16 protein-coding genes and 4 pseudogenes are annotated in these 17,540 nt (G+C 41.2%); 11 read left to right on the top strand and 9 right to left on the bottom strand.

Going from position 1 to position 17,540, the window contains the following annotated elements; translation table 11 throughout:
• Window positions 1-376: 376 nt before the first annotated feature.
• From C6N34_RS01955 to C6N34_RS01940, 4 genes are all read right to left on the bottom strand, one after another.
• Window positions 377-1,312 (bottom strand): Uma2 family endonuclease, encoded by a 936-nt coding sequence (locus C6N34_RS01955; RefSeq protein ID WP_236107291.1) that lies wholly within the window; start codon window positions 1,310-1,312, stop codon window positions 377-379.
• 382 nt (window positions 1,313-1,694) lie between these two features.
• Window positions 1,695-2,630 (bottom strand): Uma2 family endonuclease, encoded by a 936-nt coding sequence (locus C6N34_RS01950; RefSeq protein ID WP_236107289.1) that lies wholly within the window; start codon window positions 2,628-2,630, stop codon window positions 1,695-1,697.
• Window positions 2,631-3,244: 614 nt separating this feature from the next.
• The gene (locus C6N34_RS01945) at window positions 3,245-4,138 is read right to left on the bottom strand and encodes a Uma2 family endonuclease (RefSeq protein ID WP_236107287.1); all 894 of its coding nucleotides are present in this window, start codon (window positions 4,136-4,138) and stop codon (window positions 3,245-3,247) included.
• 96 nt (window positions 4,139-4,234) lie between these two features.
• Window positions 4,235-4,408, bottom strand: a complete 174-nt coding sequence (locus C6N34_RS01940) for a hypothetical protein (RefSeq protein WP_219995527.1) — start codon at window positions 4,406-4,408, stop codon at window positions 4,235-4,237.
• 489 nt (window positions 4,409-4,897) lie between these two features.
• Between C6N34_RS01940 and C6N34_RS17165 the strand changes: the two genes are divergently transcribed.
• On the top strand, window positions 4,898-5,056 hold the full coding sequence (locus tag C6N34_RS17165) for an HNH endonuclease signature motif containing protein (protein WP_072149051.1): 159 nt from the start codon (window positions 4,898-4,900) through the stop codon (window positions 5,054-5,056).
• 446 nt (window positions 5,057-5,502) lie between these two features.
• Here the strand turns inward: C6N34_RS17165 and C6N34_RS01935 are convergent, their stop codons facing one another.
• The 3 genes and pseudogenes from C6N34_RS01935 to C6N34_RS01925 all read right to left on the bottom strand — a co-directional run.
• Window positions 5,503-5,730 carry a type II toxin-antitoxin system HicB family antitoxin gene (locus C6N34_RS01935; RefSeq protein WP_115538828.1) on the bottom strand — a complete coding sequence of 76 codons (228 nt, stop codon included), beginning with the start codon at window positions 5,728-5,730 and terminating at the stop codon, window positions 5,503-5,505.
• Complete coding sequence (locus tag C6N34_RS01930) at window positions 5,727-5,933, bottom strand: type II toxin-antitoxin system HicA family toxin (protein ID WP_057177884.1); 207 nt, start codon at window positions 5,931-5,933, stop codon at window positions 5,727-5,729. The genes C6N34_RS01935 and C6N34_RS01930 overlap by 4 nt, the downstream gene beginning before the upstream one ends.
• Window positions 5,934-6,565: 632 nt before the next feature.
• Window positions 6,566-6,709 (bottom strand): annotated as a pseudogene (locus C6N34_RS01925) (Uma2 family endonuclease); the annotation flags it as partial.
• 100 nt (window positions 6,710-6,809) lie between these two features.
• Here C6N34_RS01925 and C6N34_RS01920 point away from each other — a divergent pair.
• Both C6N34_RS01920 and C6N34_RS01915 read left to right on the top strand, forming a co-directional pair.
• Window positions 6,810-8,168 (top strand): GTP-binding protein, encoded by a 1,359-nt coding sequence (locus C6N34_RS01920; RefSeq protein WP_057178698.1) that lies wholly within the window; start codon window positions 6,810-6,812, stop codon window positions 8,166-8,168.
• Between the two features lie 78 nt (window positions 8,169-8,246).
• Window positions 8,247-9,482 carry an FHA domain-containing serine/threonine-protein kinase gene (locus tag C6N34_RS01915; RefSeq protein ID WP_115538903.1) on the top strand — a complete coding sequence of 412 codons (1,236 nt, stop codon included), beginning with the start codon at window positions 8,247-8,249 and terminating at the stop codon, window positions 9,480-9,482.
• Between the two features lie 8 nt (window positions 9,483-9,490).
• Here C6N34_RS01915 and C6N34_RS01910 read toward each other — a convergent pair whose 3' ends face one another.
• Both C6N34_RS01910 and C6N34_RS01905 read right to left on the bottom strand, forming a co-directional pair.
• Window positions 9,491-9,709: a DUF4327 family protein gene (locus C6N34_RS01910; protein WP_040010333.1), complete on the bottom strand. Its 219-nt coding sequence runs from the start codon at window positions 9,707-9,709 to the stop codon at window positions 9,491-9,493.
• Between the two features lie 576 nt (window positions 9,710-10,285).
• Window positions 10,286-10,810, bottom strand: coding sequence for a type IV pilin protein (locus C6N34_RS01905; RefSeq protein ID WP_115538829.1), 525 nt, complete (start codon window positions 10,808-10,810; stop codon window positions 10,286-10,288).
• 214 nt (window positions 10,811-11,024) lie between these two features.
• On the opposite strand from C6N34_RS01905, the pseudogene C6N34_RS01900 reads away from it, so the two are divergent.
• From C6N34_RS01900 to C6N34_RS01865, 8 genes and pseudogenes are all read left to right on the top strand, one after another.
• Window positions 11,025-11,201: pseudogene (locus tag C6N34_RS01900) on the top strand (FAD-dependent oxidoreductase); the annotation flags it as partial.
• 665 nt (window positions 11,202-11,866) lie between these two features.
• Complete coding sequence (locus C6N34_RS01895) at window positions 11,867-13,417, top strand: reverse transcriptase N-terminal domain-containing protein (protein ID WP_115538830.1); 1,551 nt, start codon at window positions 11,867-11,869, stop codon at window positions 13,415-13,417.
• 8 nt (window positions 13,418-13,425) lie between these two features.
• Window positions 13,426-14,637: pseudogene (locus tag C6N34_RS01890) on the top strand (FAD-dependent oxidoreductase); the annotation flags it as partial.
• A gap of 85 nt (window positions 14,638-14,722) precedes the next feature.
• A pseudogene (locus C6N34_RS01885) lies at window positions 14,723-14,962 on the top strand (thioredoxin domain-containing protein); the annotation flags it as partial.
• 143 nt (window positions 14,963-15,105) lie between these two features.
• Window positions 15,106-15,987: an ABC transporter permease gene (locus C6N34_RS01880; RefSeq protein ID WP_006276772.1), complete on the top strand. Its 882-nt coding sequence runs from the start codon at window positions 15,106-15,108 to the stop codon at window positions 15,985-15,987.
• Between the two features lie 185 nt (window positions 15,988-16,172).
• Entirely contained in the window at window positions 16,173-16,415 is a 243-nt protein-coding gene (locus tag C6N34_RS01875) for a Calvin cycle protein CP12 (protein ID WP_057178694.1), read from the top strand.
• Between the two features lie 171 nt (window positions 16,416-16,586).
• Entirely contained in the window at window positions 16,587-17,186 is a 600-nt protein-coding gene (locus tag C6N34_RS01870; protein WP_006276770.1) for a DUF3177 family protein, read from the top strand.
• A 29-nt stretch (window positions 17,187-17,215) separates the two neighbouring features.
• Complete coding sequence (locus C6N34_RS01865) at window positions 17,216-17,527, top strand: DUF7734 family protein (RefSeq protein WP_006276769.1); 312 nt, start codon at window positions 17,216-17,218, stop codon at window positions 17,525-17,527.
• Window positions 17,528-17,540: the final 13 nt, after the last annotated feature.

The raw sequence follows: 17,540 nt of genomic DNA, 5'->3' as shown, positions 1-17,540 counted from the left end.
ACCTCCCATTCACTTTGGTATTGACTCAATCGGTTTAATTTACTATTACATAGCTTCTTATCAGTCCCAAACCCCCATGTACCTGGAAATTCAGAAAAAACCGTCGGTAGAAATTCTCCTGTCGTTACCTATCTTCCCACTCTCCTCCTCATTCGTTCCTAACAACTGTAACAAGGTCAAATTGGGACTCAGGTTTTGCCTTTCCCTCAAATCCGTTAGATAAAGCCGCCTTACTTTTGGCACCCACATTATAACCCTGACTGGGCAAAATCAGCAACCCTTGCCATGGACGACTTACTTCGTACTGTTTTAAGTAGAGAAAAATCTCAGGTTGAGAAAACCCTTCTCACGGGGGTATTCTGGTCCAGGTAATAGTTTATTCGAGTGTGCTGATATCAATACCCTTAGCTTTTAATTGTGCTAGTAAGGTTTGATATTTTAGTTGTTCCTGCTCTTTCAGAAATTTTTCCTGTTCTTTAAGCAGTCTTTCCTGTTCTGCACGTTGAGTTTCCTGCTCTTTCAGAAATTTTTCCTGTTCTTTAAGCAGTTTTTCCCGTTCTGCACGTTGAGTTTCCTGCTCTTTAAGCAGTTTTTCCCGTTCTGCACGCTGAGTTTCCTGCTCTTTAAGCAGTTTTTCCCGTTCTGCACGCTGAGTTTCCCGTTCTGCACGTTGATTTTCTTGTTCTGCATAATTGCTCAACTCTACAGGACTAAGAAACCTACCACCATCTGGATAGTAGATGACTAATTCATCTCCCGTCATATCAAACCGTACATTCAGTCTTGGACTAGTCCAAACACTAAAATCCTTAATCTCTTTAAATGAATTATTTTCTCTAATAGATACTTCTAGACTAATCCTATCTGGGTCATACACATAATACTCTTCTACTCCATGTTTCAGATAAAACAGCTTTTTTTTGTCCATTTCATCTTGACTATTACCAGGAGATAAAATTTCAAACACCACCTGGGGAGGAATATTATCTTCTTCCCACTGTCGATAAGACCCCCGGTGTGCCTTGGGTCTCCCAAACACCACCATGGTATCGGGAGCTAGTTTAATTTTGTTACTACCCTTCACTGGATACCAAAATAAGTCCCCAGCTACAAACACATCCGCATTATACTTAAATAGTATTTCTAAATTCTCCTTTATTTTGACAATCCATGTGAATTGCCTAGTATTATCCGCCATGGGTTCACCATCACTTTCTGGGTAGACAATTTCAGACGCGATCGTCTCCCCAAGCTGATTTTTATTGGATTTTACCACCCCCAGTTGAGTTTTTGGTGGAACTTGCCTCACCATATCTATACCTCCCATTCACTTTGGTATTGACTCAATCGGTTTAATTTACTATTACATAGCTTCTTATCAGTCCCAAACCCCCATGTACCTGGAAATTCAGAAAAAACCGTCGGTAGAAATTCTCCTGTCGTTACCTATCTTCCCACTCTCCTCCTCATTCGTTCCTAACAACTGTAACAAGGTCAAATTGGGACTCAGGTTTTGCCTTTCCCTCAAATCCGTTAGATAAAGCCGCCTTACTTTTGGCACCCACATTATAACCCTGACTGGGCAAAATCAGCAACCCTTGCCATGGACGACTTACTTCGTACTGTTTTAAGTAGAGAAAAATCTCAGGTTGAGAAAACCCTTCTCACGGGGGTATTCTGGTCCAGGTAATAGTTTATTCGAGTGTGCTGATATCAATACCCTTAGCTTTTAATTGTGCTAGTAAGGTTTGATATTTTAGTTGTTCCTGCTCTTTCAGAAATTTTTCCTGTTCTTTAAGCAGTCTTTCCTGTTCTGCACGTTGAGTTTCCTGCTCTTTAAGCAGTTTTTCCCGTTCTGCACGTTGAGTTTCCTGCTCTTTAAGCAGTTTTTCCCGTTCTGCACGCTGAGTTTCCTGCTCTTTAAGCAGTTTTTCCCGTTCTGCACGCTGAGTTTCCTGCTCTTTAAGCAGTTTTTCCCGTTCTGCACGTTGATTTTCTTGTTCTGCATAATTGCTCAACTCTACAGGACTAAGAAACCTACCACCATCTGGATAGTAGATGACTAATTCATCTCCCGTCATATCAAACCGTACATTCAGTCTTGGACTAGTCCAAACACTAAAATCCTTAATCTCTTTAAATGAATTATTTTCTCTAATAGATACTTCTAGACTAATCCTATCTGGGTCATACACATAATACTCTTCTACTCCATGTTTCAGATAAAACAGCTTTTTTTTGTCCATTTCATCTTGACTATTACCAGGAGATAAAATTTCAAACACCACCTGGGGAGGAATATTATCTTCTTCCCACTGTCGATAAGACCCCCGGTGTCCCTTGGGTCTCCCAAACACCACCATGGTATCGGGAGCTAGTTTAATTTTGTTACTACCCTTCACTGGATACCAAAATAAGTCCCCAGCCACAAACACATCCGCATTATACTTAAATAGTATTTCTAAATTCTCCTTTATTTTGACAATCCATGTGAATTGCCTAGTATTATCCGCCATGGGTTCACCATCACTTTCTGGGTAGACAATTTCAGACGCGATCGTCTCCCCAACCTGATTAATGTTAGATTTTACCACCCCCAGTTGAGTTTTTGGTGGAACTTGCCTCACCATATCTATACCTCCCATTCACTTTGGTATTGACTCAATCGGTTTAACTTACTATAACATGGCTTCTTTAAAGTAAAAGGCAACTCGTCACCTTACGGGTGATTATTGGTTAGCAGTCGGGCGATCGCTCTTGGTTAAAAGATATTGGTCAAGGCAATCTTCCAGAGTGGTTATGCTACCTGAATATATTTCAAGAGGTTTTTAGGCTGGGGTAAGAGAATCCTTACCACTCGACTCTTGTAGTTACTTGGGTGGGTGAGTCTGGTTGGCACGAACTGAGATCATGTAGACCGTCAAAGCTCTGCACCTTATGGTTTGACTTATATTTTATTTCCACACGAGGCTATTAATTACCTGTCTGATAATATCATATTTCTTGCATAAGTCAAGGGGATATGGCACTTAGTCTACATTTCTTTAAGCCATTTTTTATAACATTAATTCTGTTTATTTTAGTTATGCAATGCAGTTTGCGATCGCTATTGCCAAAAATGGGCATTGAGCATGGTGTCAATATCAGTTCCAAACTCCCATGTTACTTCGTACTGCTTTAAGTAGAGAAAAATCTCAGGTTGAGAAAACCCTTCTCACGGGGGTATTCCGGTCCAGGTAATAGTTTATTCGAGTGTACTGATATCAATACCCTTTGCTTTTAATTGTGCTAGTAAGGTTTGATACTTTAGTTGTTCCTGCTCTTTAAGCAGTCTTTCCTGTTCTGCACGCTGAGTTTCCTGCTCTTTAAGCAGTTTTTCCCGTTCTGCACGTTGAGTTTCCTGCTCTTTAAGCAGTTTTTCCCGTTCTGCACGTTGAGTTTCCTGCTCTTTCAGAAATCTTTCTTGTTCTTTAAGCAGTCTTTCCCGTTCTGCACGTTGATTTTCTTGTTCTGCATAATTGCTCAACTCTACAGGACTAAGAAACCTACCACCATCTTGATAGTAGATGACTAATTCATCTCCCGTCATATCAAACCGTACATTCAGTCTTGGACTAGTCCAAACACTAAAATCCTTAATCTCTTTAAATGAATTGTTTTCCCTAATAGATACTTCTAGACTAATTCTATCTGGGTCATACACATAATACTCTTCTACTCCATGTTTCAGATAAAACAGCTTTTTTTTGTCCATTTCATCTTGACTATTACCAGGAGATAAAATTTCAAACACCACCTGGGGAGGAATATTATCCTCCTCCCACTGTCGATAAGACCCCCGGTGTCCCTTGGGTCTCCCAAACACCACCATGGTATCGGGAGCTAGTTTAATTTTGTTACTACCCTTCACTGGATACCAAAATAAGTCCCCAGCTACAAACACATCCGCATTACACTTAAATAGTATTTCTAAATTCTCCTTGATTTTGACAATCCATGTGAATTGCCTAGTATTATCCGCCATGGGTTCACCATCACTTTCTGGGTAGACAATTTCAGGGACGATTGTCTCCCCAACCTGATTAATGTTAGATTTTATCACCCCCAGTTGAGTTTTGGGTGGAACTTGCCTCACCATATCTATACCTCCCATTCACTTTGGTATTGACTCAATCGGTTTAATTTACTATTACATAGCTTCTTATCAGTCCCAAACCCCCATGTACCTGGAAATTCATAAAAAACCGTCGGTAGAAATTCTCCTGTCGTTACCTATCTTCCCACTCTCCTCCTCATTCGTTCCTAACAACTGTAACAAGGTCAAATTGGGACTCAGGTTTTTCCTTCGCTGTCCTTCCTCTCTTCCCTTTTCTCTCCCACGCCGTTCTCCCTCTTGTAGGGCCTCCATCCGAATCTCTTGGTAAAAACGAGACTTGCAACTGCATAATCATCTCCTTGGTCAAGTCTGGGAACTTATTTGCTAGTATAGTCTCTATCAAACTTAACCGCTGCTCAAACTGTGGGTAATTATTGATTGTAGTCTAAAATTGAGACAAAGACCCCTTACCACTCGACTCTTGTAGTTACTTGGGTGGATGAGTCTGGTTGGTACGAACCGAGATCATGTAGACCGTCAAAGTTCAGCACCTTATTGTTTACTTGATATTTTATTCGTATGTGGCAGGGTTATTTAACCCGTGAAAATATAATATCAGGTTTTTCCTATAAGTCAAGGGGTGCGGTTAAGGGGGATTGGGAAGCACTCCCTGTGGGAGATCGCCAATGAATTACCCGTGACGGAATTCCTTATCAAACCCTCGAAAAAGAAAGTGTTAGCTCTCTGTAAGAGACTAGGGGTGGAAGTCAAAAATCTAAACGGTCGAGAGCAAAATGTCCCATCTGCGGTGAACCACTACTCAATGGAGATGGAATCGAAACCCACCACATAGTACCTGTTGCAAAAGGTGGTCTGGACGACATAGAAAACCTGAAGTATTTGCACTCAGTCTCTCATAAACAGGCACACTCAAAACCCAAGTTGAAAGGCTTGAAGTAAGGCTTGAGCCGGAGGAAACTGTCAAGTCCGGTTCTTAGGGGAGGGAAGGATAGTGATGTCCAACCCTTACCCGACTGGTTTTGTCGTGGGTAATCGTAGGTTGGGTTGAGGCACGAAACCCAACAGACCAACGGGATATGGCTCCGTACCCGACTGGTTTTGTCGTGGGTAATCGTAGGTTGGGTTGAGGCACGAAACCCAACAGACCAACGGGATATGGCTCCGTTTCTGCATTTTGCAACAGTTCCTTGCAATTCTTCTAGTCTTGCGAGTCTTTGTTTAAGTTGTTTTTCTAAATAGATTTTAGCATCTTTACCATCTTTACCTGCAATTGTCAAAGGCGACAAACTCAGCAGCTAGGCTGTCGGTGTTGGTGATATCGCGCTTGAACTGATGGCGATCGCTCTTGGTTAAAAGATATTGGTCAAGGCAATCTTCCAGAGTGGTTATGCTACCTGAATATATTTCAAGAGGTTTTTAGGCTGGGGTAGAGGTTGGTTATTTTCTTGATAAAGCTGAAGATAACTGTCAATCACTTGCTGACCATGTTTGGCTGCTTCCTCATAAGTATTCCCGTGGGTGTGGATGTCTTGAAAAGGGAAGTCAGGGAGGTGGACTACATAGCAGTTATCCTCTTGAGACCAGAAAATAATCATACTGTAATGTGAATTCATTGCAATTCTTCTAGTCTTGCGAGTCTTTGTTTAACTTGTTTCTCTAAATAGATTTTAGCATCGTCACCATCCTTACCTGCAATTGTTATTGGCATATCTGGCATTTTTTCGTGAATCCAGATTGTGTGACTACCTTTACCAGTCCGTTGGATAAACCCGGCTTTTAACAACATTGCCTTTAGTTCTCGAATTTTTTTAGGCATTCAATTGAAAGTTATTAAATAAATATATAGCGGGTTTCACAAAGATGCAGTACAATCAGAGACCAGTTTGATGATTCTCCCTTTGCTAAATGCGATCACCACTCACAAAAGCAGTATGAGGCTTGCTTTTTCTCAGGGTTTTGTTTAGAAGAGTGATCGCTCTTGGTTAAAAGATATTGGTCAAGGCAATCTTCCAGAGTGGTTATGCTACCTGAATATATTTCAAGAGGTTTTTAGGCTGGGGTAAGAGAATCCTTACCACTCGACTCTTGTAGTTACTTGGGTGGGTGAGTCTGGTTGGCACGAACTGAGATCATGTAGACCGTCAAAGATCTGCACCTTATGGTTTGACTTATATTTTATTTCCACGCGAGGCTATTAATTACCTCACCGTCTGAATAATATCATATTTCTTGCATAAGTCAAGGGGATATGGCACTTAGTCTACATTTCTTTAAGCCATTTTTTATAACATTAATTCTGTTTATTTTAGTTATGCAATGCAGTTTGCGATCGCTATTGCCAAAAATGGGCATTGAGCGTGGTGTCAATATCAGTTCCAAACTCCCATGTTACTTCGTACTGCTTTAAGTAGAGAAAAATCTCAGGTTGAGAAAACCCTTCTCACGGGGGTATTGTCGATAAGACCCCCGGTGTCCCTTGGGTCTCCCAAACACCACCATGGTATCGGGAGCTAGTTTAATTTTGTTACTACCCTTCACTGGATACCAAAATAAGTCCCCAGCCACAAACACATCCGCATTACACTTAAATAATTGGTTGAATTAACCCCTACCTGGAGACTGTTTTTAACCGACTGATTTTGTCGTACATGATAAACTAAACTTATTTGGTCACCTATTAAAATTGTCCACAATGCAGGAATTTCAGTCGCGAGTAGTTTCCCAAGAAACCCATCTAAATCGCGCTCGTGCCAGCATCAAACAAACTCTATCTTGGTATGCCTATCTTCGTAAGTCAGGACACTTGTCGTCTAGACCAGATTTGGCAAGTTTGATTAAACCTCAAATGGAAATCCTCAATGCTACTCTGCACAAGCTGGACTCAAATCTGATCAAAATAGCTGCTTTTGGTCTGGTCAGTCGTGGTAAGTCCGCTGTGTTAAATTCCCTCCTGGGGGAAAAAATCCTGGAAACAGGACCTCTTAATGGTGTCACTCAATGGCCCCGCTCCCTCCGTTGGCAATCGGGTACTAAGGTGTGTGTTGAATTAATTGATACTCCTGGTTTGGATGAAATCAATGGGGAAGTTCGGGGAGAAATGGCTCGCACTGTGGCACAACAAGCTGATTTAATTCTGTTCGTGGTATCCGGAGATATAACTAGAACAGAGTACCAAGCTTTACTAGAATTACGACAAGCTCAAAAACCTCTGATTTTAGTGTTCAATAAAATAGATTTGTATCCAGATACGGATAAAAGCACAATTTATCACAATTTACAAGTTTTAGGAGCAGCTACGGGTGATCAGGAAAGTGATCCATTATTACCAGATGAAATTGTGATGGTGTCCGCTGAACCTGCACCTATGGAGGTGAGGGTGGAATATGCAGATGGTAGGATAAGTTATGAATGGGAAACTCCCAAACCTCAAGTGCAAGAGCTAAAGCAAACTATTCTGAATATACTAAATCGAGAAGGGCGATCGCTTTTGGCTTTGAATGCACTGGTACAAGCTAGGGAATCGGAAGCAATTATAGCGGAAAAAACTTTGTATTTTCGTCAACAAGAAGCGGAGGCGTTGATTTGGCGATTCTGTAAATATAAGGCCTTAGCTATTGCTCTAAATCCCATTGGTTTTTTAGATGTTATTGGTGGTCTAATTACTGATTTGGCTTTAATTCGTTCTTTGGCTAGATTATACTCTCTCCCTATGACTAGCTATGAAGCAACTAGGTTATTAAAAACTATCCTCTTGAGCTCTGGTGGTCTATTACTTGCAGAAATAGCTAGCAATTTAGTTCTAGGCATGGGTAAAAGTGCAGCAGCAGTAGCTGGTGAAGGTTCTATAAACATTACTACTTTTGCTGGTGGTGCCCTGGCTCAGTCCGGTGTGGCTTCTTATGGTGCTTATGCTGTAGGAAAAGCCGCACAAGTATATTTAGAAAATGGCTGCACCTGGGGAAGGTTGGGTGCTAATACTGTAATTGAGGAAATTTTGACTCAGGTGGAAAAAAATACTATTTTGTACCGATTGAAACAAAAAATAAAATGAATGATAAATTTAAATTAATAAGTTGTTAGTGTCTATTACTTATCTATATTTGTATAATTAGTTATATAATTAATCATGCTGGTTATCCTGACTCTTTTAGATCCGCAATACCAAACTCCAGTCCAAGAATGGCGTTTCGAGAATGCCACTCTCATTCGCATTGGTCGAGCTGTAGATAATCACGTAGTATTACATAGTAACTTAGTTTCAAGGTATCATTTAGAACTGAAAAAACTCCCGGAAACTGGAGATGTTGATAGCTGGCAAATAGTTAGTCGGGGGACAAATGGGACTTTTGTCAATGGTGTGCTAACTTCAAAATGTAGGTTGATGGATAATTACCTGTTCCAGTTGGCACAGGGTGGTCCTATAGTACGATTCCAAATACAAAGTATACCCAACTTGACCAATCCTTCTTGGATGACACCACAAGTTACAGGTCAAGTCTCACCCCTAGCTTGTAAACACGAAGGCAATTTACCCAATAACATGTTTTGTGTTCACTGTGGTCAGCCTATGTCTGTTATTAAACAAATACGTCATTATCAAGTGTTACGTGTTTTAGGACAGGGAGGCATGGGTACTACCTATCTAGCTTGGGACAGTGCGGGTATAACTACGGGAGTGCCACAACTTTTAGTTTTGAAACAAATGAACAGAGACATGAGCGTAATTGCTAAAGCTCAGGAGCTATTTGAGAGAGAAGCAAATACGCTTAAATGTCTCCATCATCCGGGAATCCCTAAATATTATGATTTTTTTGTGGAAGGGGGGAAAAAATTCTTGGCCATGGAATTAATCCAGGGACAGGATTTGGAAAAAGTTGTATCCTATGGTGGATCGGTAACGGTAACCCAGGCGATCGCCTGGATGGTCCAAACCTGTGAGATTCTGGATTATCTTCATTCTCAAAACCCACCTTTGATTCATCGGGATATTAAACCAGCTAATCTGATGGTGAGAAATGGTAATCATCGAATTGTGGTTTTGGACTTTGGTGCTGTGAAGGAAATTGGCACTGGATCGGGAACAAGGATTGGTGCTGAGGGGTACTGCGCTCCCGAACAGGAAAGGGGACAACCGCTGACCCAGTCGGATTTGTATGCAGTAGGACCAACCCTGATTTTTTTATTGACTGGACAAAATCCTCTCAAGTTCTTTCGTCCTAGGGGTAAGGGGTTTTGTTTTGATGTCCAAAACGTTCCGACCATTACACCAAAAATTCAGAAGGTGATTGAGAGAGTGACCGAACCACTACCGGGGGACCGTTTTCAAAGTGCTCAGGATTTGGCTCAAGCACTGTTGGAATGTTGATTGTGGCTTTAATCTTCGTCCCAGGTTTCTACTGCTAATAGATCCCCGATGGGATCTTGCATACTAAAACCAAAGTCTAGTAGCTCTTGTTTCCAATATTTCCATTCGTCAGCATATAGAAAGGCAATCTTCCATATACTGTCGCTGGGCTTGATAATATTCGATTCTACTAATGATTGAACATTACGCTGCAATTTCACCATGTGGTGAATCACTTGTTGAGTCATAACCAGGATTGTGTTCAGATTTTATTGAAGTAAATGCTCAGTTAAAACTGTGCAACATTTGACGTTTTCAAACTTATACAAAGCTATGTGTTTGAGCTTTCTTGCTTGCGGTAGACAGAGGTTTGTTGAGGAGTCCATGGAGGACCGTTTTAGACTGATTTGAACAACTTGTGCTGATTTTGCTAGGGATTTGTTTTAGCATTGTCGTTGATTTTAACAGTCACTTAATAGTTTCAAGGTTAACTCCTGATAACTAACATACCATTGTAAACTATCTGATTATTTTGGTCAAGAGAAAAATAATGCAGTGTTGGCGATTTTTCTACCGTGCAACATTTAACTTTATGGTTAAGTTTTGGTTTTAACTCTCATAGCATATCATACAATATTCCCTCAAATTGAGAATCTTTAGCTTTTGTACGGTAATTACTACCACCAGCCAAGTAGGGAGGCACGATTATTTATGAGGATGGCTAACCCATGGGGGCGTTGGGGTTTTACGCTCGATCAATAAAAGGGAGAGCCAGAACGACTAGTCAGTACTAAACTTTCTGGCTCAGGCTATAATTTATTTGATTATTTCATGGCGGTCATATTTTTTGTGTCATCGCATTTGGCTTGGGTAGAATCCAGAATGGGAACAACAACAGGGTGAACTTGCTGCACTTGTTCAGTTTGACAGGCAACAGACTGGGTTTGTCCGCTTCCTGACAATATGGTTACTCCACCACTAAACCCTTTGAGGGAGTTAGGGTCTTTAGTACTTGCTGTAAGGTTGGTAATAGTACCACTCCCTCCAATCGTGTAGTTGTAAAAATCTGTGGATGCGGGAACGGTAATTGATAACTGATTAAGAGTGGTAGCAAACCCGGTATTTTCTAGCCTGTATAGGGTTTGAGCTTTATTAAAGGAACTGACATAGGTTTTAGCCTCTGATTCCTTAGCTTTGTTGGCTTGGGTAAAAAAAGAGGGCAAGGCGATCGCGGACAGTATACCAATAATGACAATAACCACTAGTAGTTCTAGCAGAGTAAAACCTTGAGCTGTTTTGTCCCTAATCAGGATATACTGGAGTAGTTTAACCTGGAGTTTAGTTTTCATGGTAGCTTGTTGGTAATATCATTCTGATTTATTTATACCAAAAACCAAAAGGAATGTGGGTAATTTTCTGTTATTGAAGCCAAGGAAAATTTTATGATATAGAGTAATATTATCAATGGTTCACATAACCGTTAAAATTTAAGCTTACTTTTGATACAAGAGGTTGGGCACAGGCATCATTCTGTTATACTATATTCAGTAGAGTGTAGTCAATATGAGTTGGGATAAAAATATGACCAAGTCCACAGTAGAAAACGTAGAAAATCTAGTGATTATTGGTTCTGGACCAGCTGGATATACAGCAGCTATTTATGCTGGGAGAGCCAATTTAAAACCGATTGTGTTTGAAGGATTTGCAACAGGTGGTTTACCTGGTGGTCAACTAATGAGTGCGATTCGTTGATCTGAAATCAATTCTGATTATGAGTGCAAATAATAGTTGTAAAACAGCTATAGCTTGCATAACCAATAATAAGATTGAGGGATAGGTCACTGGGTGGAATAAACCCAGATAACTTAATCTTCGTGAAGGTGAACCTGAACATTATTGAATATCAGGTAATTCCTTCCCCTAAGGTGCATGGGTGAAAGCATATCCCCCATTGGAGAGAGTAGCCATCAAACTAATGAAGCGGGGATAAACGGAGGTAACCTATAGAGTCCGACTGGGAATCCCTTCTAGCACAGTTAGTCATGAACAGACCTAGGGGTCAAACTTTCGACAGAACCATCGTAATGACCAATAAGCCAACGCGGATTAGGCTTTTCCTAAAATTGGGAATGGTGAAAAGGGTTGGAAAATTCATTATTTGCAACCTTGCACCCTGGAAGTAACCCGGTGGAGAGAGAGGTTCTAAAACTAACGCCAAACGAAGATTAGGAACGAAGTAACCTCTATGTTAGCTCTTGAGTTGAGGTCGAAAACTTGAGTAGGTGCTAACCGCAAGCAACATAGTAGGAGGGATTGTCTAAGAAGCATTGGCCTTTGGGAGAGCCAAAGGATAAGCTGACGTAGACACGATGGGTTGGAATGTATGGTTTTAAGTAGCAGTAAAAATGTCCAAGGCCCAAAATAACTTGCGGATGGAATGGAAAAACAATGGACCAGTTCCTGGGGAAATTGAGTCAGATGTAAACTGGCAAGAAATTCCTTGGAAAAAACTGGAACGTCATGTTTTTAAGCTGCAAAAGAGAATATACAAAGCCTCGCAGCGTGGGGATGTCAAAACGGTTCATAAGCTCCAGAAGCTGTTAATTAAATCTTGGTCAGCAAGATGTATTGCGGTGAAGGGGGTATTTCCCCAGGACCAGGGTGCTAAATCTTTCTCTCCTGAACAAAAACTGGTTTTGGCTAGGGAACTCTCTGTTATTGCCAAATCACTACTGGTCAGGAAAAATCTTTCTTTGGTTGTGTTTACTATATACAACCAGGCTCTGACTTTGCTTATTAGTATGGCGATGAGTCCAGAATGGGATGCAAAGTTAAATTTGGGTTTACACGAGGCTAATTCTGATATTTCTTGTTATGATGCTATTAGGTCTATTCGCAGGGAAGTGGTAAAAAAACCTAAGTATGTTTTAGTTGGTGAGTTGGAAGAAAGTTTCCAGGGGGTTAACCCTGAATATTTCCTCAAGCAGCTTAATACTTTTCCATTACTGGGGAAACAAATCAAATTATGGTTGAAGTTGGGTTTTCTCAATCACCCACATTCCCTATGTTCCCTTTTATTGGGTGCAGCTTTAGGGGAATTGCAACGGAGGATTAATTGGGTTGGTCTAATAGCTGATACTACTAGTTTTGGCTGTGATGTAATTCCTCACTTTGTTAAGCACAAAGGTAGATTCGTGCTGGTACATCAGGAATTGGAAGTGATTATTCTGTGTCAGAATATTATTACCCAATGGCTATCAGAAGTGGGTTTACAGCTGAAAGCGGGAGGAAGCAGGGTCTCCCACAGTCTCTATGATTATCAGGGAAATGTGGGTTGTAACTTTTTGGGGTTTTATATTAGACAGTTTGTCACCCATGACAAATTATCCCAAAACTCTGATTCAGGGTCAAACCATTATAACACCAGCTATAGCACTTTGATTTCTATTAGTAAAGAAAGCCTAGAACACCATACTAAGTCCCTGGGAGCAATTATTGACCAGCACCGATCCGCTAAACAATCAGTGCTGATTAGTAAGCTGAATCCCTTAATTGAAAGCTGGACAAAATACTACTCTCCCCTAATAAGCGATCGCATTTTTAGCAAGGTAGATTTTGAGTTACAATCTAAATTAAGAGCTTGGTCACGACGACGACACAACCAAAAAGGTAAGAGATGGATTAGTAAAAAATACTGGTCAATGGGAGAGAGTTGGAGATTTTGTCACCAGAACTCGGGGGGTAAAACCTACGAACTGATGAAGCACCAACATATCCACCAAGATTTGAAATTAAGAAGATCTGGAAGCACACAGAATATTCATCCCCAGGCAAAAGCTGTTAAAGACGGTATGCTAGGTAGACAAGACAAGTCCCACCCCATTGAGGAGCCGTGTGAATTGAAAAATTCATGCACGGTTCTGAAGACGAGTCAAGAGGGTGACCTTTTGGCTTAGTTTAACCAACCACGGAAGTAGAAAATTTTCCGGGATTTCCCCAGGGAATCACCGGACCAGATTTAATGACTAATATGAAAGCCCAAGCGGAACGCTGGGGGGCAGAATTGTACACAGAGGATGTGATATCCGTTAATTTGAGTCAGCGTCCTTTTATTGTTAGTTCTTCAGAGAGGGAGGTGAAAACCCATAGTTTAATTATTGCGACTGGTGCAACTGCTAAACGTCTAGGTTTACCCAGTGAGAAGGAGTTTTGGAGTCGGGGAATTTCTGCTTGTGCCATTTGTGATGGTGCAACTCCTATTTTTCGCGGTCAAGAGTTGGTGGTAATTGGTGCTGGTGATTCCGCAGCGGAAGAAGCTGTTTACCTCACCAAGTATGGCTCTACAGTACATTTATTAGTGCGTTCTGATAAGATGCGTGCTTCTAAAGCTATGCAAGATCGGGTTTTAAGTAATTCTAAAATCAAGGTTCACTGGCATACAGAAGCGGTAGATGTAATCGGTAAGGAGCAAATGGTGGGGGTGCAAGTGCGTAACAACCATACAGGGGAAGAAAATACCATTCCTGCTAGGGGTTTATTTTACGCCATAGGACATAAACCAAATACAGAGCTATTTCAGGGACAATTGGAGCTAGATGGGATAGGTTACATTGTCACCAGACATGGAAATGTGGAAACTAGTGTGGAGGGGGTGTTTGCTGCTGGTGATGTTCAAGACCATGAATTTCGTCAAGCAATCACCGCTGCGGGTACTGGTTGTCAAGCAGCACTATTAGCAGAAAGATGGTTATCATCAGGGGGTTTAATTCAGGAATTCCATCAAACCCAATCGGAACCAACTCCAGAATCCACCACCCAACCCCAACAAGAAATTCCCCCCACCGAGTTCAATCTACAGAAAACACGCCATCATGGTGGTTATGCTCTCAGGAAACTATTCCATGAAAGCGATCGCCTGTTAGTGGTAAAGTATGTTGCTCCTGGTTGTGGTCCTTGTCATACCCTTAAACCCATACTCAACAAGGTGGTGGATGAGTTTGATGGGAGGATACATTTTGTGGAAATTGATATTGATGAGGATCAGGACATTGCGCAAAATGCTGGAATTGTGGGTACACCAACGGTGCAAGTTTTTAAAAACAAGGAATTGATTCAAGAATGGAAGGGTGTCAAACCTAAGGGGGAATATCGTGAGGTAATTGGGGGTAATTTGTAGGGTAACCTGTGGGGGTGTTGGGTTTCGTATCCTCAACCCAACCTACGTTCATCTTAATGTTTAATTCCACTCACCCACTTAATGGACCGATCGCCTGTTAGTGGTAAAGTATGTTGCTCCTGGTTGTGGTCTTTGTCATACCCTTAAACCCATACTCAACAAGGTGGTGGATGATTTTGATGGGAGGATACATTTTGTGGAAATCGATATTGATGAGGATCAGGACATTGCGCAAAATGCTGGAATTGTGGGTACACCAACGGTGCAAGTTTTTAAAAACAAGGAATTGATTCAAGAATGGAAGGGTGTCAAACCTAAGGGGTAATTTGTAGGGTAACCTGTGGGGGTGTTGGGTTTCGTATCCTCAACCCAACCTACGTTCATCTTAATGTTTAATTCTACTCACCCACTTAATGGTTGGATTGGTTGTGAGTTAAAATCAATTGAGCCATTTCCCCAATTTGCATTATGCAGATCAAAAAACGAAGAATACCCTCTTTTTTAAACTTTGCTCAATCTAATCTCTCTGGCAAACTCATGCTCCTGGGGTTGATAATTACCCTATTTTTCGTCTTGCTGGCTTTTATGGCACCGGTTTGGCAAAATTGGGGGTGGTTATCTGACCCTAAAGAACTTCTGACCAATCCCATTCATCAACCCCCCTCGGGAAAATATTGGTTTGGCACTAGTCGCTTGGGTTATGATGTTTTCTCCCGTACCATTTTTGGTGCTCAAGCAGCATTACAGGTGGTCATATTAGCTACAGGGTTGAGTATGGTGGTGGGCGTACCCCTGGGAATGGTCAGTGGTTATCTAGGTGGCAAATTAGATAAAACCCTGCTATTTCTCATGGACAGTATCTACACCCTACCCGGACTTCTACTTTCTGTTACCCTGGCATTTGTGGTGGGTAGGGGAATCTTAAATGCGGCGATCGCCATTAGCATAGCCTACATCCCCCAATATTATCGAGTTGTCCGTAATCATACGGTGAGTGTGAAAACGGAAGTATATATCGAAGCTGCCCAAGCCATGGGTGCTTCTACTTGGACTGTGTTATCTCGATATTTATTTTTAAATGTAATTCAGAGTGTTCCTGTGTTATTTACCCTGAATGCAGCAGATGCCATATTAGTTTTGGGTGGTTTGGGCTTTTTGGGTTTGGGACTACCAGAAGAGGTACCAGAGTGGGGATACGATTTACGACAAGCTTTAGAGGCTTTACCCACGGGTATTTGGTGGACTACCCTTTTTCCTGGTTTGGCTATGACTATTATGGTGGTAGGTTTATCACTACTGGGTGAGGGATTAAATGAACTGATCCATCCGCGAATGCAAAAGAGATTCTAAAATCTTAAAACATTGAGACGGATCCGGTCTATATATGGTAAGTTGCTCTATTAGTAATTAATAATTCCGGATTCTAGTCTAACTTAACAACCTAGAGGTTAGAATAGTATGTGAACTATAAAACCAAAACGGCAATTTTGAACTTTTCTAGACTGATATAAACGTTAATCAAAGAGACTAAGCTCATGACAAACACTCAAGAAACAGCAACCTCCATAGAAGATAAAATCGAAGAAGAACGCCAACAAGCTCGTGCAGTTTGTGATATTTCCGGTGGCAACTCTGCAGCTTGTGCTGCTGCATGGGATGCGGTAGAAGAACTGCAAGCTGCTGCTTCTCACCAGAAACAAGAAAAACCTAAGAACTCCTTAGAAGCATATTGTGAAGCTAATCCGGATGCAGATGAATGTCGCATTAATGACAATTAGAGATTCAGGAGTCCATGTTCAGATGGCTGCACCGATTCTTGACTGAAGTTCAAATGTGGTCATCCGGTGTCAAGCATAGGGAGACAAAGGTGGTCAAAAGTGTTAATCTTTGGTACCTGTCTCCCATTACCAAAACAACTTCAAATTGACTAATACAAGACTAATCAAGAGATGACAAACCTGGAAGAAGTTTGGTTTCGCCCTTATGTGTGGACAGATTACAGATTGGCGTTGCTATTTAATTTAATTATCCCCATAGTTTTGACAATTTGGGCATTTGTGCAAAGCTCAGACTGTATACAAAGGTTATTGGCTATTTACTGGCGTGTAGCCAGTCTTGCGGCTATAACTGTATACCTGATGATTGGCGGATTTGCAGTCAGTTTTATATCTGGTCTAATAGCTCGGATCCTCATTCCCCTTTCCATCTGGTTCTGGGTTGATTTGAATGATGAAGTTGAGTATCAGTCCCCAGGACCTTTAAAACTGGTTTTTACCTCTTGGCGTTGGGCAATAACCGTTTATGGAATTTTAGGGGTAATTGGCACCGTGCCCTTTCTGGGCTGTGCTTTTTCAGGTGATTCTAGGAATTCAGCCTACTGTAAGGTTTGGACCGAAGCACCCCTAATGTTTAAGGACTATTTCCATCATAACAGCACACCTGCATTTCTTGGCTTTTTAGGTATTGTTGGCTTAACAATTTACATAATCTATCTTACCTATTTTGTCTTGGTTAAATTTGGCAAGTATGGTAGAACAGCAGTACATTAAAGTTTTCATAAAAGTGTTTATAAACTGTGATGAGTAATTCCATTGCTAAGTGCTTAGAAGAATACACGAGCAAAAGGTCTCAGGAAGTGCTAGTAGTCACCATCAATATTGATGGGGAGGAGGACAAAATAGCAGTTTTTAAAGGATTTTCCAGCTCCTTGATGCGCCCCACCGCTTTTGACCCTGATGTGGCGGTACTACCGGAAGGTGCCATAATTGTCACCATTGACCGAATAGCTAGTCCTTATAATCCCGAATCACCCCGTTATATTCAACAGGGTATTTCTTGGGAGACCATGGCAGTTTTATTATCAGAGGTGGGTATTTTTCTGGAAAGTTGAAAGATTCAACACC

Origin of the sequence: Cylindrospermopsis raciborskii Cr2010 (assembly GCF_003367075.2) — a bacterium.
Classification (GTDB): Bacteria; Cyanobacteriota; Cyanobacteriia; order Cyanobacteriales; family Nostocaceae; genus Raphidiopsis; species Raphidiopsis raciborskii.
The sequence above is the reverse complement of the archived record's forward strand: the minus strand, read 5'-3'. Positions and strand labels throughout refer to the sequence as shown.

What these genes read in the sequence shown, in the direction of transcription:
- C6N34_RS01945 (WP_236107287.1), bottom strand. Translation starts at nt 4,138, where the DNA reads ATGGTGAGGCAAGTTCCACCCAAAACTCAACTGGGGGTGATAAAATCT.
- C6N34_RS01905 (WP_115538829.1), bottom strand. Translation starts at nt 10,810, where the DNA reads ATGAAAACTAAACTCCAGGTTAAACTACTCCAGTATATCCTGATTAGG.
- C6N34_RS01920 (WP_057178698.1), top strand. Translation starts at nt 6,810, where the DNA reads ATGCAGGAATTTCAGTCGCGAGTAGTTTCCCAAGAAACCCATCTAAAT.
- C6N34_RS01895 (WP_115538830.1), top strand. Translation starts at nt 11,867, where the DNA reads ATGTCCAAGGCCCAAAATAACTTGCGGATGGAATGGAAAAACAATGGA.
- C6N34_RS01935 (WP_115538828.1), bottom strand. Translation starts at nt 5,730, where the DNA reads ATGAATTCACATTACAGTATGATTATTTTCTGGTCTCAAGAGGATAAC.
- C6N34_RS01930 (WP_057177884.1), bottom strand. Translation starts at nt 5,933, where the DNA reads ATGCCTAAAAAAATTCGAGAACTAAAGGCAATGTTGTTAAAAGCCGGG.
- C6N34_RS01875 (WP_057178694.1), top strand. Translation starts at nt 16,173, where the DNA reads ATGACAAACACTCAAGAAACAGCAACCTCCATAGAAGATAAAATCGAA.
- C6N34_RS01955 (WP_236107291.1), bottom strand. Translation starts at nt 1,312, where the DNA reads ATGGTGAGGCAAGTTCCACCAAAAACTCAACTGGGGGTGGTAAAATCC.
- C6N34_RS01880 (WP_006276772.1), top strand. Translation starts at nt 15,106, where the DNA reads ATGCAGATCAAAAAACGAAGAATACCCTCTTTTTTAAACTTTGCTCAA.
- C6N34_RS01870 (WP_006276770.1), top strand. Translation starts at nt 16,587, where the DNA reads ATGACAAACCTGGAAGAAGTTTGGTTTCGCCCTTATGTGTGGACAGAT.
- C6N34_RS01950 (WP_236107289.1), bottom strand. Translation starts at nt 2,630, where the DNA reads ATGGTGAGGCAAGTTCCACCAAAAACTCAACTGGGGGTGGTAAAATCT.
- C6N34_RS01940 (WP_219995527.1), bottom strand. Translation starts at nt 4,408, where the DNA reads ATGGAGGCCCTACAAGAGGGAGAACGGCGTGGGAGAGAAAAGGGAAGA.
- C6N34_RS01865 (WP_006276769.1), top strand. Translation starts at nt 17,216, where the DNA reads ATGAGTAATTCCATTGCTAAGTGCTTAGAAGAATACACGAGCAAAAGG.
- C6N34_RS01910 (WP_040010333.1), bottom strand. Translation starts at nt 9,709, where the DNA reads ATGACTCAACAAGTGATTCACCACATGGTGAAATTGCAGCGTAATGTT.